General features: G+C 71.3%; 14 protein-coding genes. 10 read left to right on the top strand and 4 right to left on the bottom strand.

Going from position 1 to position 13,582, the window contains the following annotated elements; all coding sequences use genetic code 11:
• The first annotated feature begins 184 nt into the window (after positions 1 to 184).
• Genes FH610_RS32015 through nuoH form a run of 4 tightly spaced genes read left to right on the top strand, consistent with a single transcriptional unit; the run spans position 185 to position 2,642 of the window.
• Positions 185 to 556, top strand: coding sequence for an NADH-quinone oxidoreductase subunit A (locus FH610_RS32015; RefSeq protein ID WP_139578965.1), 372 nt, complete (start codon positions 185 to 187; stop codon positions 554 to 556).
• Positions 557 to 602: 46 nt separating this feature from the next.
• A complete protein-coding gene (locus FH610_RS32010; RefSeq protein ID WP_030510086.1) occupies positions 603 to 1,121 on the top strand; it encodes an NADH-quinone oxidoreductase subunit B in 519 nt (172 codons plus the stop codon).
• Positions 1,118 to 1,678 carry an NADH-quinone oxidoreductase subunit C gene (locus FH610_RS32005; RefSeq protein WP_139578964.1) on the top strand — a complete coding sequence of 187 codons (561 nt, stop codon included), beginning with the start codon at positions 1,118 to 1,120 and terminating at the stop codon, positions 1,676 to 1,678. The genes FH610_RS32010 and FH610_RS32005 overlap by 4 nt, the downstream gene beginning before the upstream one ends.
• A gap of 10 nt (positions 1,679 to 1,688) precedes the next feature.
• Complete coding sequence (gene nuoH, locus FH610_RS32000) at positions 1,689 to 2,642, top strand: NADH-quinone oxidoreductase subunit NuoH (RefSeq protein ID WP_139578963.1); 954 nt, start codon at positions 1,689 to 1,691, stop codon at positions 2,640 to 2,642.
• Positions 2,643 to 2,648: 6 nt separating this feature from the next.
• Here the strand turns inward: nuoH and FH610_RS43020 are convergent, their stop codons facing one another.
• From FH610_RS43020 to FH610_RS31985, 4 genes are all read right to left on the bottom strand, one after another.
• Entirely contained in the window at positions 2,649 to 2,825 is a 177-nt protein-coding gene (locus FH610_RS43020; protein WP_161628126.1) for a hypothetical protein, read from the bottom strand.
• A 152-nt stretch (positions 2,826 to 2,977) separates the two neighbouring features.
• Positions 2,978 to 4,960: a hypothetical protein gene (locus FH610_RS31995; protein WP_139578962.1), complete on the bottom strand. Its 1,983-nt coding sequence runs from the start codon at positions 4,958 to 4,960 to the stop codon at positions 2,978 to 2,980.
• A gap of 22 nt (positions 4,961 to 4,982) precedes the next feature.
• Positions 4,983 to 5,243, bottom strand: coding sequence for a hypothetical protein (locus FH610_RS31990; protein WP_139578961.1), 261 nt, complete (start codon positions 5,241 to 5,243; stop codon positions 4,983 to 4,985).
• Positions 5,244 to 5,342: 99 nt separating this feature from the next.
• Entirely contained in the window at positions 5,343 to 6,041 is a 699-nt protein-coding gene (locus tag FH610_RS31985; protein ID WP_240809326.1) for a ComEA family DNA-binding protein, read from the bottom strand.
• 363 nt (positions 6,042 to 6,404) lie between these two features.
• Between FH610_RS31985 and FH610_RS44775 the strand changes: the two genes are divergently transcribed.
• From FH610_RS44775 to FH610_RS31955, 6 genes are read left to right on the top strand one after another with little or no spacing between them, the layout of a single operon-like run.
• Entirely contained in the window at positions 6,405 to 7,235 is an 831-nt protein-coding gene (locus FH610_RS44775; protein ID WP_240809325.1) for a NuoI/complex I 23 kDa subunit family protein, read from the top strand.
• Entirely contained in the window at positions 7,232 to 7,771 is a 540-nt protein-coding gene (locus tag FH610_RS31975; protein ID WP_139578959.1) for an NADH-quinone oxidoreductase subunit J family protein, read from the top strand. The genes FH610_RS44775 and FH610_RS31975 overlap by 4 nt, the downstream gene beginning before the upstream one ends.
• Before the next feature lie 52 nt (positions 7,772 to 7,823).
• Positions 7,824 to 8,177: an NADH-quinone oxidoreductase subunit NuoK gene (nuoK, locus tag FH610_RS31970; RefSeq protein WP_079313861.1), complete on the top strand. Its 354-nt coding sequence runs from the start codon at positions 7,824 to 7,826 to the stop codon at positions 8,175 to 8,177.
• The gene (locus FH610_RS31965) at positions 8,174 to 10,135 is read left to right on the top strand and encodes an NADH-quinone oxidoreductase subunit 5 family protein (protein ID WP_139578958.1); all 1,962 of its coding nucleotides are present in this window, start codon (positions 8,174 to 8,176) and stop codon (positions 10,133 to 10,135) included. Before nuoK ends, FH610_RS31965 begins: the two co-directional genes overlap by 4 nt.
• Positions 10,136 to 10,184: 49 nt before the next feature.
• A complete protein-coding gene (locus tag FH610_RS31960; protein WP_139578957.1) occupies positions 10,185 to 11,948 on the top strand; it encodes a complex I subunit 4 family protein in 1,764 nt (587 codons plus the stop codon).
• The gene (locus tag FH610_RS31955; RefSeq protein ID WP_139578956.1) at positions 11,945 to 13,528 is read left to right on the top strand and encodes an NADH-quinone oxidoreductase subunit N; all 1,584 of its coding nucleotides are present in this window, start codon (positions 11,945 to 11,947) and stop codon (positions 13,526 to 13,528) included. The genes FH610_RS31960 and FH610_RS31955 overlap by 4 nt, the downstream gene beginning before the upstream one ends.
• Positions 13,529 to 13,582 lie beyond the last annotated feature (54 nt).

Below are 13,582 nucleotides of genomic sequence, written 5' to 3'. Positions count from 1 at the left end.
TCAGCTTCGCGAACCATCCGGGCGACACAGGCCCGACGCGAGCCGGCACAGGTCCAGGTGCAAGCGGGCGACGAGCTTGATTCGGGTCACGATCCTCAACTATATGCGGGGGACTCGGATGTGACCGTCAGGTGTTCAGCCCTTGAGATCGTGCCGGGGTTATTCTCGAGATCTGGGAGGCAGTATGAGTGGATACTTCGGCTCATATGCCGTGGTCGTCGTCCTCTTCCTCATCGGCGTGGCGATCTTCGCGGGCGGATTGTTCGTGAACCGCATGTTACGTCCCAGCCGGCCGACGCCCGAGAAGCTCACGACGTACGAGTGCGGGGTCGATCCCGTCGGCGAGGGCTGGGCGCAGTCGCAGATCCGCTACTACGTCTTCACGTACCTCTACGTGGTCTTCGCCGTCGACGCCGTGTTCCTCTTCCCCTGGGCCACCGTCTTCGCCGCCCCCGGGTACGGCATGACGACGCTGGTGGAGATGTTCGTCTTCCTCGCGTTCATCGCGCTCGGCATCCTGTACGCCTGGCGCAAGAGGGTGCTGGGCTGGACGTGACCCGACCGGCTCGGGGGAGGACAATGGACGGCATGGCGGTGACCGCATGCCCGTGAACGATCTCCCGATGCCCACGGTGGGGCCGGTGTCCCGGCTGGCGCCCAAGCCGATGAAGTTCGTGTTGAACTGGGGCCGGCGCTACTCGCTGTGGGTCTTCAACTTCGGGCTGGCCTGCTGCGCCATCGAGTTCATCGCCACGTCGATGAGCAGGCACGACTTCATCCGCTTCGGGGTGATCCCGTTCGCCAACGGCCCCCGGCAGGCCGATCTGATGATCGTGTCGGGCACGGTGACCGACAAGATGGCTCCCGCCGTACGGCGGCTGTACGAGCAGATGCCCGACCCCAAATACGTCATCTCGTTCGGCGCCTGCTCCAACTCGGGCGGGCCCTACTGGGACTCGTACTGCGTCACCAAGGGCGTGGACCAGATCATCCCGGTGGACGTGTACGTCCCCGGGTGCCCGCCCCGCCCCGAGGCGCTGCTCCACGGGATCATGAAGCTCCAGGAGAAGATCGCGGGCGAGACGCTGGAGGACCGCTACCTCCCGGAGGCGGACGCATGAGCGAGCGGAGCGAGCGAACCGGTGAGCGCAGTGCCGAGGCCGTGCGCGAGCGGTACGGCTCACGCGTCACCGACTCCTTCGGCCAGGACGTGCTCGACGTGGACCCCGGCGAGTGGACCGACGCGCTGGCGTTCGCGCGCTCGGCCGGATTCGAGTTCTTCGACTGGCTGACCGCCGTGGACGAGCCGCCCGAGGCGTTCGCCGTCGTGGCCCACGTGTTCGACCCGGTCGCGTTCGCGCACCTGCTCGTGCGCACCCGGGTGCCGCGCGCGGACCCCCGCCTGCCGACCGCCACCGGCGTCTTCCGCGGGGCGAACTGGCACGAGCGGGAGACGTACGAGATGTTCGGCGTGGTCTTCGACGGTCATCCGGACCTGCGCCCGTTGCTGCTGCCGGACGGCTTCGAGGGCCACCCGCTGCGCAAGGACTTCGTGCTCGCCGCCCGGGTCGCCAAGGCCTGGCCCGGGGCCAAGGAACCGGGGGAGTCCGACCACGGCTCGCCGAGCCGCCGCAGGATGCTGCCCCCGGGCGTGCCACCCGACTGGGCCTCCGGGTGAGAGGGGTTCCATGGCCGAGGTGCTCGACATAGCGGTCCGGCTGGTCGTCGTGGTGGCGGCGTTCCTGCTGCTGCCACTGATCGTCGGGCAGATGGAGCACAAGGCCATGGCTCACATGCAGTCCCGCCTCGGGCCGATGTACGCCGGCGGTTTCCACGGGTGGGCGCAGCTCCTCGCGGACGGCGTCAAGTTCGCCCAGAAGGAGGACGTCATCCCGGCCGCGGCCGACCGGCGGATCTTCGCGATCGCCCCGGCCGTGGCGCTCGTGCCGTACCTCGTCGTGATGGTCGTCATCCCGGTCGGCCCCGGGCTGGCGGCCGTGGACCTCGACGCCGGGCTGTTCTTCGTACTGGCAGTGATGGGCGTCGGCGTGCTCGGCGCGATCATGGCGGGGTGGGCGTCGGCCAACAAGTACAGCGTGCTCGGCGGCATCCGGGCCGCCGCCCAGCTCATGTCGTACGAGCTGCCGCTGGTGCTCGCCGCCGCCGGCGTGGCGATGGCCGCGGGCACGCTGTCCCTGCAGGGCATCGCCGAGCAGTGGCGCTGGTGGTGGCTGCCCTGGCAGGCGATCGGGGCCTTCGTGTTCTTCGTCGCCGGCCTGGCCGAACTGCGCCGGCCGCCGTTCGACATGCCGATCGCGGAATCCGAGCTCATCATGGGCCCGATGACCGAGTACGCCGGGTTCCGCTTCGCCCTGTTCATGCTGGCCGAGTACGCCGGGATCGTGGTGCTGTCCGCCCTCACGACCGTGTTGTTCCTCGGCGGCTGGCAGGGGCCACTCCTGCCCGGCCCGGTGTGGACGCTCCTCAAGGTCTTCGCCCTGGCCTTCGTCGTCATCTGGGTGCGCGTCAGCTATCCCCGGCTGCGCGAGGACCAGCTGCAGAAGTTCGCCTGGACCGTCCTGGTGCCCCTCGCCCTCCTCCAGCTCGCCCTCACCGGAGTCGTCAGGGTCCTCATGGCCTGAGCGCGATCACAACGGGCACCTCCACCCCGGCCACCCCGCCGTCGCCTCGTCCTCCCACGCCTGCAGGGCCTTGCCCTCATAGACGGTGTCGCGATGGCCGCTCACCCAGACGGTGAAGGCCGCATCCGGGACAACCTGGCCGTTCTTGTACCAGGAGCGGCCTTTGACCTCTTCTCGCGACACCTGCCCATGGTCGATAAGGCACTGTGCGACCGCCACAAGTGCAGGTCCTCGGCGCGAGATATCACTCTCGTGCTTCTGCCTGCCGTCCTGATCGCAGCCCACGAGAACGAGGAGGAGCGCCGCTGCTACTGCAGAGCGCCGCAGGCGTCTGGTCATTGCTGCAACCTCATCGCCAGCTGGGCCTCCTTGATCCAGTCCTCAAGTCTCCTGCCCCCGTACCGGGTTTCGGCATGTCTGCTGAGCCAGCTCGTGAACGAGGGGTCAGGCCGCAGGCGGCCGTCGGCGAACCATGTCGCGTCCTCGGGAGGGTGCAGCACGCCAGCGTCGATCAATCCCTGCACGACCGGCAGCTCCACATGAAGGACCTGCTTTCTGAAGCCGGCGGCGTTGTCCTGCAGGGCCTTCCACTTGTGGTCGGTGTCCATAGCGTTGTCCGCTATCGGCGCCCCGGCTCCGGTGAGGAACTGCGCCATCACACCCGGGCCCCACGTCTTCTCGAAGCTCAGAGCGCCGAAACCACCGGTGAACATCGCGAGGAGCATCTGGTTTCGTTCCGCTTGCTCGTCCTGCTGATTGTGTTCGGCGAAGTTCTGGTCCGCCTGAGTGCGCTCCACGAGGCCATAAAGGCCGGCCATCTCGCTCAGGTAGTCGGCATCTGACGGGTCCTTGACGGTCGCGGCAACGGCCGCCGACACCCTGGTGTCCATCAGTGCCTTGAACGCGACATACTCCTTCGATCCCTGCAAAGCTTGTGGGAAGAACAACTCCAGCTGAGAGCCATCGGCGACGGCTACCCATGGGTTGCCGTCATGATTACCGAGTGTGATCACTCCTGACCCGTAAGGTCTTCCCGCGCTCATCGCGAAGTCGGGCAAGTAGCGGGCCGCCATGTAGGTGAGCGAGGCGCGGATGGTGCCGGGAAGACCTCGTTCGGCATTCGCGGTGGCGAATTCGGCGGTGGCTTGGACGATGTGGACGACGGACCAGGCGGACTCCTTGGCGTCCACCGAGGTACCGCGCTCGGCTGAGACGGCGGCCTTGAGGAAGGCTCCGGCGGGGGCGGACAGGTCCACCTGGCCGGTGGGGGGAAGCGTGCCGCCCGGATGCACATACGAGCTCAGGAAAGGCCCGGGGTCGTAGCCGGGGGTGTGCCAGGAGTCGCTGACGAGCATGCGGGCGTACGTGAGGCCGGTGGCGGGATCGCCAAGCACGTGCCGGGCGGCCAGGCCGTTCTCGGCGGCCCGCTGGAGGACGGCCCCCACGGCGTCGTACTCCGCCATGAGCCGCTGGTGGCGTGAGGCGTCGCCGTCGGTCTCCAGCCTGCCGCGGGCAGGCGGCCAGATCGTCTTGCCGGCGGCGCGGGCGTCGAGCATGGCGCGGGTGAGGTCGGCGAGCAGGCGGGAGTCCCACGACCTGCCGTCGGGGCCGTACTTCACGAGCATCCCGACCGACCAGGGGTCGGAGTCCCGGGTGAGGGCGGCACGGGTCTCGGCGGGCAGGAGGGGCCGGCGATCCTCGCCCGTGCCGACCCGCATCTGGCTCGCGGCGGCCAGGGACGCCCCGAGCGCCCGTAGTACGCTCTCGCTCTCCGCGCTGAACAGGGCGGCTCCGGCCCGTTCGTAGAGCGCACGGGCCGCCCGCAGCGCGAGCGGTCCCGCGCCAGCCCAGAAGGCCGCCTGGTAGTCCTTGTCGGCGAGGTGCCGCTGCAGGCGCTCCGACAGCCCTGAAAGGGCGATGCGGGTGTCCTCGGGGTTTTTGTCCGCGACGACGGCGGCCAGCGCCTCGGCGTCGCGCTTGCCCTGGTAGCCGCTCTGCCCGGTCGCCTCCCAGTCCAGCCGTACGTCCGGAGGGCGGTCGAAGGTGAGGCCGAGAGCGCCGGGCGCGCGAGTCAGCGCGCTCCAGCCCTGCTCCCTCGCCAGCTCGTACGCCCTGGTCGTGCGGGCGTCCATGTCGCGGACGTCGTCGAGCGCGGCGGCGATCAGGCCGGGCAACGACGCGGTTCCGACTTCGCTCCCCCATTTCTGCATTTTTTGCTGTATTAGCGGACTGTGCCGGGCCAGCAGATCGTGGAGCTGTTCGAGCCGTTTGGTCAGCTCCTTGAGATTCGCGGGATCGACTCCGACGAATTCGCCCACGGCATTCCTTCCGTTGCGGGGTCTACGAGGCGGCTTTCCGGCGCTCCGCCTCCTCCACACGGGCGATCAGGTGCGGCTGCTCGGCCAGCACGGCGTCAAGCAGCCTGGTGAGCTGGATCCTGCGGGCGTTCCAACCGGCGGCCCAGCGGTCGGCCGCCGGGCCCTGCCAGGTGTGGTTTCCGAACATCGCGGGGACGGCGGTGAGCGCGTGGAGAACCTCCCGTACGGCGGTGGCGGCCGCGGCCATGTCCGCCCTGCATTCGGCGATCTCGGATGACGTCACTGGCCCTCCCGCTGTCACGGCTGACGCACCCTAAAGCCTAAGGAAACGCCGATGGCCCAGCCAGGGATATGTGCGACGACAATCGGGATTATCGACTGACTATGGGAGGAAAATGCCGTATTCGGCGAGGTCGGCGGTGAGGTGCGGGGGCAAGGAGGCGGCGGCCGAGACGTCCTCGGCCGAGACGAAGCCGCCGACCTGGTCGCGTACGCGCACGATCTGCTCGGCGAGCGCGGACGTCAGGCCGGGCAGGTTCGCGATCACCGAAGCGGGGGCGTGGTTGACGTCGATCAGGCCGCCGTCGTCGTACTGCCGGGGCAGGTCGGGCCGCCCGATCCGCACCTCGCGCGCCATGACCGGATCGCGCTCCGCCAGTTCCCTGGCCTGCTGCCGCAGGGCGCGGCGGTGCTGCGCGAGCGCGATCGCCTGCTCGTTCCCGGTCTCGTACGGCGAGGCGTCGCCGAACACCTGTCTCCTGACCGCGAGGGAGTGCACGGTGCCGAAGAGCCAGGGGCCGAGCATGCAGAGGACCATGGCGACGGACGCCAGAACCGGCGCCTCCGTTTCGTCGTACAGTTCGGCGAGGTAGATCCACACGCCGGTGGCCGTGGCGTACCCGGCGGAGGCGAGCCCGTACCCCACGCTACGGCGGCGGATGGCCGCGTACATCATGCTGAAGGGAGCGCCGAAGCCGCAGGTGTACAGCGGGGCGAGCGCCCACAGGTAGCTGGGGGCGCTGGAAGGCCGCCGCGCGGGCGGTGGCGTCGGCGGAGTTGGTGGCGGCGGAGGTGGCGGCACAGGTGGCTGTGCGGGCGGCGGCGGATAGACGCCGTAGGGCCCCGGCTGCCCCTGCTGCCCGTACGGTCCCCGGTGTCGGTACGGATCCTGCGGTCCGTGGGGTCCCCGAGAACCCCCACGTCCCTGCGGTTGTCCCTGTGGACCCCATGGTCCCTGCGGTGGTCCCTGCGGTCCGGGCGGGTAACCTCCCGGCCCCCCATAGCCGTTCATGGTCCAGACGATACGTATTTGTCGGTGTTTGCGCGTCCCTCTTCTCCCCACATCCTGTGGACAACCTTGGGGATGACGGTGTGGACGGTGTGGAAAACAGCTGGGATGGAGTCACACGTTCACTCGCCGCCGATAGTGCGCGATGATGAGCCTGTGGCGCGCATTCCAGGAGAGGGGCTGGCCAAGGGCCTGGCCGTGACCATGCGGCACATGCTGCGGAAGTCGGAGACGCAGCAGTACCCGGAGGTCCACCCCGACCTGCCCGCGCGCAGCCGGGGCGTGATCGCCCTGGTGGAGGAGAACTGCACCGTCTGCATGCTCTGCGCCCGCGAATGCCCCGACTGGTGCATCTACATCGACTCCCACAAGGAGACCCTGCCGGCGCCCGAGGGAGGACGGCCGCGCGCCCGCAACGTGCTCGACCGCTTCGCGATCGACTTCTCGCTGTGCATGTACTGCGGCATCTGCATCGAGGTGTGTCCCTTCGACGCGCTGTTCTGGTCGCCCGAATTCGAGTACGCCGAGTACGACATTCGCGATCTTCTGCACGAGAAGGACAGGCTGGGCGAGTGGGCGGCCACCGTGCCACCGCCACCGGCCCACGAGGTCGGCGCCGAGTCGCCGAAGGAACTGTCGGCCGGTTCCCGCCCGGCACCGGCCCGCCGTACGGCGCCGCCCCCACCGGTGAAGGGACCGGCCGAGGGCGCGTCCGCGGCACAGGAGACCGCGCAGGACACCGCGCAGGACACCGCGCAGAAGACGACACAGGACACCGCGCGGGAAACGGCGCAGGACACCGCGCAGGACGCCGGGCGGGAGGCGCGGCGACCGGCGGCGGAACCCGTGAAGGGGCCGGAGAGCCGCCCGCGTCGTGAGCCGCCGAGAGCCATGCGGGACATCCGCTCCATCCGGCCGCCGGGCTCGCTGCCCAGGAACGCCGGGTCACCGCCGCAGAAGAAGGACGGGCCCGAGGGGGAGCGATGACCTCCCAGGCGCCGGGGTTGTGGCCGCCCTCGGGGCCTGAGGTCGTCTTCCTGCTGCTCGGCGCCGTCGCCGTCGGCTCGGCCCTGCTGGTCGTCACGACCAGGCAACTCGTCCACGCGGCGCTGTGGCTGGTCGTCTGCTTCGGCGCGCTCGCGGGCGGCTACCTGGTGCTGACCGCCGAGTTCGTCGCCTGGGTGCAGGTGCTGATCTACGTGGGCGCGGTCGTGGTGCTGCTGCTGTTCGGGATCATGCTGACCCGCGCGCCCATCGGGCCCTCGGCCGGCCTCGACTCCGGCAACCGGTGGGCCGCCGCGCTGGTCGCCGTCGCGACCGCCGCCGTGCTCGTCACCGTGGTCGTCACCGGTTTCCGCACGGCGTACGCGCCGCTCCGTCCCGGGCAGGGGGCGGCCGAACCCCTGGGGGCGAGCATCTTCCGCACCTGGGTGCTGCCGTTCGAGGCGCTGTCGGTGCTCCTGCTCGCCGCGCTGATCGGCGCGATCGTCCTGTCCCGTACGGACATCAGGGGGCGGGAATGACCCGGTTATCGACCTTATCGACCAGACCGACGGCCCGGAGGCGGTGAGCGAGGTGCACGTCGTCTACCCGGTGGTGGTCTCCGCCCTGCTGTTCTCCATCGGTGTGTACGGCGTGCTGGCCCGGCGCAACGCGATCCTCGTGCTGATGTCGGTCGAGCTGATGCTCAACGCGGTCAACCTCAACCTGGTGGCCTTCGACGTCTGGCTCAGGGACCGCCTGCACGGCGGCCAGGTGCTGACGCTGTTCGTCATCGTGATCGCCGCGGCCGAGGTGGGCCTGGGGCTGGCGATCGTGCTGGCCGTCTTCCGCACGCGCCGGACCGTCGACGTCGACCGGTTGCGGGCGCTCGCCGAAGTCGTACGCGCACCCGACTCGGGGCGCCCGGACGGGGAGGGCGCCTCGTGACCGCCGTGGTGGCTCTGATCGTCCTGCTGCCGTTCGCCGGCGCGGCGGCCGGGCTGCTCGCGACCCGCCTGGGCACCCGAGATCTGCGCACCCGAGATCTGCGCACCGGAGATCTGCGCACCGGAGATCTGCGCACCCGAGATGTGGGCGCCCGTACGGAACGGGCGGTGTACCGGCGGGCGGCGTGGTTCGCGATCGCCCCGGGCGCGGTGTCGGCGGCGCTCACGGTGTGGCTCGCCGCCGCCCTCGCGCGGGGAGCGGGCATATCAGAAGGGCGGTTCTGGTCGGGGCTGCTCCCCGGGCGGGCCGAGGGCACGCTGACGGTGGTCGAGACGGGGTCGGTGCCGATCTCCCTGACTCTGCGGGCCGACGGATTGTCAGTGCTCGCGGGCATCCTGGTCGTCGTGGTCGCGCTGGCGGTGCAGGTCTACTCGGTCGGGTACATGCGGGACGAACCCCGCTACCCGTCCTACAGCGCGTTCGTCAGCCTGTTCACCAGCGCGATGCTGCTGGTGGTCTACGCGGGGGACCTGATCGTCCTCTACGTCGGCTGGGAGATCATGGGCCTGTGCTCCTACCTGCTCATCGGGCACTGGTGGGAGGACCGGGCCAACTCCCGGGCGGCGGTCAAGGCGTTCCTGGTCACCCGGCTCGGTGACGTCGGCTTCCTGTTCGGGATCTTCGTCCTCGGCACGGCGGCGGGCGATTTCCGGATCGACGCCGTGCTGCGCGCCGACATTCCCCGGGGCGCGCTGGTCGCCGCGACGCTTCTGCTGCTCGCCGGGGTCGCGGGCAAGAGCGCGCAGGTGCCGCTGCAGACCTGGCTGCCCGACGCGATGGCCGGCCCCACCCCGATCAGCGCGCTCATCCACGCGGCCACGATGGTGGCGGCCGGGATCTTCGTCGTCGCCCGGCTCTACCCCGCCTTCCTCGCGGCGCCGCCCACGCTCGACGTGCTGGGCGTGGTCGCGGCCGTCGGCATGCTGGGCGCCGCGCTCGCCGCGCTCGCGCAGGACGACCTCAAGCGAGTGCTGGCCTACTCGACGATCAGCCAGCTCGCCTACATGGCCGCGGCACTGGCCGCCGGGTCCGACCGGGCGGCGATGTTCCACCTGGTGTCGCACGGCGCGTTCAAGGCCCTGCTGTTCCTCTGCGCGGGCCTGGTGATCCACCACGTCGGGTCGAACCTGATCAGCCACATGGGCGGGTTGCGCACCGCCCTTCCCGTGACGTTCTGGACGATGACCATCGGTTTCGCCGCGCTGGCCGGGCTGCCGCCCGCGAGCGGCTTCTTCAGCAAGGACGCGGTGATCTCGGCCGTCGAGCACGGGACGGGACCGGCCCAGCCGTTCGTGTACGCGTCGGCGCTGCTGACCGTGGGGGTGACCGGGGCGTACGCCGCCCGCGCCTGGCTGCGCACGTTCTTCGGTCCCGCCCGGATCGAGCCGCTCGCGGAGCCGCCGCCGGGTGTCGCCCACGTCTTCGACGGCCGGGAGGCGCCCCCGTCGATGCTGTGGCCGGCCGGCGTGCTGGCCGTGCCCGCCCTGCTGCTCGGCCTCGCCGGATCGGCGGCCGGCGTGGAGGTCGAGTGGGGGCCGGCGGCCGTCAGCCTCGCCGTCGCACTGCTCGGCGCCGGGATCGTGTACGCCCTGTGGCGCGCCGCGCCGGAGCAGGACCCCGCCCGGCTGCTCGGCCCGTTCCGGGTGCCGTGCGAGCGGGCCTTCTACGTCGACGCCGCGTACGCGGCGCTGATCGCCCGGCCCGTCCTGCGCCTGGCCAGGGGAGTGGTCCGCGCGGACACGCGGGTGGTGGACGGCGCGGTCCGCGGTTCCGGCCGGGCGACGCTCGGCCTTTCCGGCCTGGTGCGGCTCGCCCAGAACGGCAACGCGCAGCTCTACGTCACCGGTCTGCTGGCCGGGCTCGTGCTGATCGCGGTCGCGGCGGTGGTGCTGACATGACGCGGCGGGCTCGCAGCGGTGGCACGCGGCTTCGCGCGGTGGTGACGACGTGAGCTGGCTGCCGATCGCGCTCGTGGGCGTCCCGCTGCTGGGGGTCGTCGTCGCCGCCGTCCCGGCCGTACGGGACAGGGCGGTGGCCTGGGGGATCGTGGTCTCGGCCGTGGTGCTGGTCCTCGCCGTCGCGCTCGCCGCGGCCTTTGACCACGCGCGCCCCGCCGACATGCAACTGCAGACCGACCGGCCGTGGATCCCCGGCCTCGGCCTGCGGTTCCACCTGGGTGTTGACGGCGTCTCGCTGCCGCTCGTCGTGCTGACCGCGCTGCTGACGTTCCTGTGCTTCGTCCACCTCGCCGGGCACCCGCCCGCGGGCGGCAGACCCGGCGCGCTGGTCGTCACGCTGCTCGTGCTCGAAGTCGGCATGATCGGCACGTTCCTCGCCCTCGACCTGCTGCTGTTCTTCGTGTTCTTCGAGGTCGTGCTCGTCCCGATGTATTTCGTGATCGCCCTGTGGGGTGGCGCGGGCAGGCGGGCGGCGGCCGTGAAGTTCATCCTCTACACGCTGCTCGGCTCGGCCGTCCTCCTCATCGGCCTGCTCGTCGTCTGGACCCAGGCCGGCACGCTCGACATGGTCGCGCTGGCCGGGCGCCACGGTTCGGGCATGGCCCGGTCGGCGCAGATCCTCGCGTTCCTCGCCATCGGTCTCGGCCTGGCGGTGAAGACGCCCATGTGGCCGCTGCACACCTGGCTGCCCGACGCGCACACCGAGGCGCCGACCGTCGGCTCGGTCCTGCTCGCAGGCGTGCTGCTCAAGATGGGCTCCTACGGCTTCGCCAGGATCGCGATCCCGGTGCTCCCCGAGGGCGCGGCGGCCCTGGCCCCCTGGCTCGGCGCGTTCGCCGTGGTCGGCATCGCCTACGGATCGCTCGCCTGCCTCGCCCAGCGCGATCTTAAACGGATGATCGCCTACTCCTCCGTCGGCCACATGGGGTTCGTGCTGCTCGGGTTCGCCTCGCTCACGCCGGTGGGCCTGAACGGCGCCCTGTTCGCCAACGTCGCCCACGGGCTGATCACGGGCCTGCTGTTCTTCCTCGCCGGAGCCGTCAAGGAGCGGTACGGCACGACCGACATGGTGCGGCTGGGCGGCGGCATGCTGCGCCGCCTGCCGTACGTCGGCTCGTTGCTGACCTTCGCCTGCGTCGCCTCGCTGGGCCTGCCCGGCCTCGCCGGCTTCTGGGGGGAGATGCTCGCGCTGCTCGGCGCGTTCCGCCCGGCCGCCGGGCTCTCCCGGCCGCTGTTCCTCGTGTTCATGGCCGTCGGCGGGCTCGGCACGGTGCTCACGGCGGCCTACTTCCTGGTCATGCTCTCGCGGGTGACGCATGGCCGGGCGGTCGAGACCATCCCGCCCCCCGGGTCCCTTGAGCCGCCGGGGCCGCCACTCGCCACCGCCGAAGGCGTACGCGAGGTGCTGAGCGAGGCGGGGGAGGGTGCGGAACCGGTCGAGCCCGTGGCGACCGGAGCCGCCGTGGCCGCGCTGGACCGGGAGGGCGCGGGGCAGGAGACCGCCCGCGCGAGCGCCGTGGTCGACGACGGACGGGCCAGCGCGACGGGTGCCGGGGCCGCCGGGGTGGGCGCCGCCGACGCCGGAGAGATGGGCCGGGCGCGGCGGCCTTTCCGGGACGTCACGGCCCACGAGCTTGCGGCGTGGCTCCCGCTGGTGGCGCTGATCGTGCTGTTCGGCCTGTGGCCGAAGGCTCTGCTCGCCGTGACCACGCCCGCCGTGCAGTCGCTCCTCGGTTCGGGGGTGGCGCCGTGACGGGCGGGGTCATCCAGTCCATCGACTACGCCGCTGTGGCGGCGCCGCTGGTCCTCGCGCTGGTCGCCGGGCTCGTGCTGCTGCTCGACGCGTTCCTGCCCGCCCGCCCCGGCGGGGCGCGGGTGCTCGGTCTCGTCACGCTCGGCGGCCTGGTCGCCGCCCTGGCCGTGGTGGCCGTCCAGGCCGCCGGCGGCGGGACCCGGCGCACGTTCTGCGTCCCCGCCTCGCTCGGCGGCGAACCTGCCCCGGGCCGGGCAGCCCCGGCGTCGTGCTCGTTCGTCGCGGACCGCTTCTCCCTGGTCATCGCGGCGGTCGTGCTGGCCGCCGGGGTGGTCGTCGTGTTGCTGTCGATGACGGAGATCGCCGCAGGAGGCGACGCCGGGGCAGGAGAGCGCGGCCGGATTCCGGCGGGGGAGTGGTATTTCCTGCTGCTGGCCGCGCTGACCGGGGCGGTCCTGCTGCCCGCCTCCCGTGATCTCATCATGCTGGTCGTGTCGCTGGAACTGGTGTCGCTGCCGGTCTTCGCGCTGACCGCGCTCAAGCGTCATGACGGCCGCGCCTCCGAGGCGGCCCTCAAGCTCTTCCTGGTCTCGGTCGTCTCCACCGCGATCACGCTGTTCGGCGTCTCGCTGCTCTACGGGGTGACCGGCTCGGTCCACCTCGACCGGATCGACGCCGCCCTGCGGGCGACCGGAGACACGGCCAGAGGCATGGCCGGGGACATGACGGGGGGCATGACGGGGGACATGGCCCAGGTCACGGCGGTGGCCATCGTGCTGGTGGCGGCGGGCTTCGCGTTCAAGATCGCCGCGGTGCCGTTCCATTTCTGGGCGGGAGACGTCTACCGAGGCGCACCGGTCCCGGTCGCGGCGCTGCTGTCGGTGGTGTCCAAGGCGTCGGGCTTCGCCGGGCTGATCCTGCTGCTGACGTCCGCGCTGCCGGGGAGGGCGGCGCTGTGGGCGCCCGGAGTGGCGGTCGTCGCCGCACTGACGATGACGGCGGGCAACGTCCTCGCGATGCGGCAGCGCGCGGCCGTCCGGCTGCTGGCCTGGTCGTCGGTCGCGCAGTCGGGCTACATCCTCGCGCCGCTGGCCGTCTACGCCGTCGCACCCCGCGCTGCCGTCGGTGCGTCGGTCGCTTACCTCGTCTTCTACGCCGCGATGAACCTGATCGCCTTCGCGGTGGTCCTGCTGGTGGCGCGGCTGCCGGAAGGCCAGGACCTGGAGGCGTACCGGGGGCTGGCGCTGCGGAGCCCGGCCGCCGGGCTGTCCCTCGCCTTCGCCCTCGTCTGCCTGGCCGGGCTGCCGCCCGGGCTCGCCGGCCTGTTCGCGAAGATCGTCGTCTTCCGGGCCGTCGTGGACGGCGGGCTCGGCTGGCTGGCCCTGGTCATGGCGGCCAACACGGTGGCCGGACTGTACTACTACATCGCCTGGACCGCCCGGCTGTTCGCGCCGCCCGCGGCGGGCGAGAGCCGTACGGTCTCGACGAGGACGGCGGCCGGGGTCGCCGTCGCCATCGCGGTCGCCGTCACCGTGGTCTTCTCCGTCGCCCCGCAGGTGGTGCTGTCCGTCACAGGGTGAGGCGCGTCACGGGGAACGTTCGTCCAGGCCATATGCGTTGGTAGGGCTGGACGC

Source organism: Microbispora catharanthi (assembly GCF_006334915.2).
Classification (GTDB): domain Bacteria; phylum Actinomycetota; class Actinomycetes; order Streptosporangiales; family Streptosporangiaceae; genus Microbispora; species Microbispora catharanthi.
The sequence above is the reverse complement of the archived record's forward strand: the minus strand, read 5'-3'. Positions and strand labels throughout refer to the sequence as shown.

What these genes read in the sequence shown, in the direction of transcription:
- FH610_RS32015 (WP_139578965.1), top strand. Translation starts at nt 185, where the DNA reads ATGAGTGGATACTTCGGCTCATATGCCGTGGTCGTCGTCCTCTTCCTC.
- FH610_RS32010 (WP_030510086.1), top strand. Translation starts at nt 603, where the DNA reads ATGCCCGTGAACGATCTCCCGATGCCCACGGTGGGGCCGGTGTCCCGG.
- FH610_RS32005 (WP_139578964.1), top strand. Translation starts at nt 1,118, where the DNA reads ATGAGCGAGCGGAGCGAGCGAACCGGTGAGCGCAGTGCCGAGGCCGTG.
- nuoH (WP_139578963.1), top strand. Translation starts at nt 1,689, where the DNA reads ATGGCCGAGGTGCTCGACATAGCGGTCCGGCTGGTCGTCGTGGTGGCG.
- FH610_RS31975 (WP_139578959.1), top strand. Translation starts at nt 7,232, where the DNA reads ATGACCTCCCAGGCGCCGGGGTTGTGGCCGCCCTCGGGGCCTGAGGTC.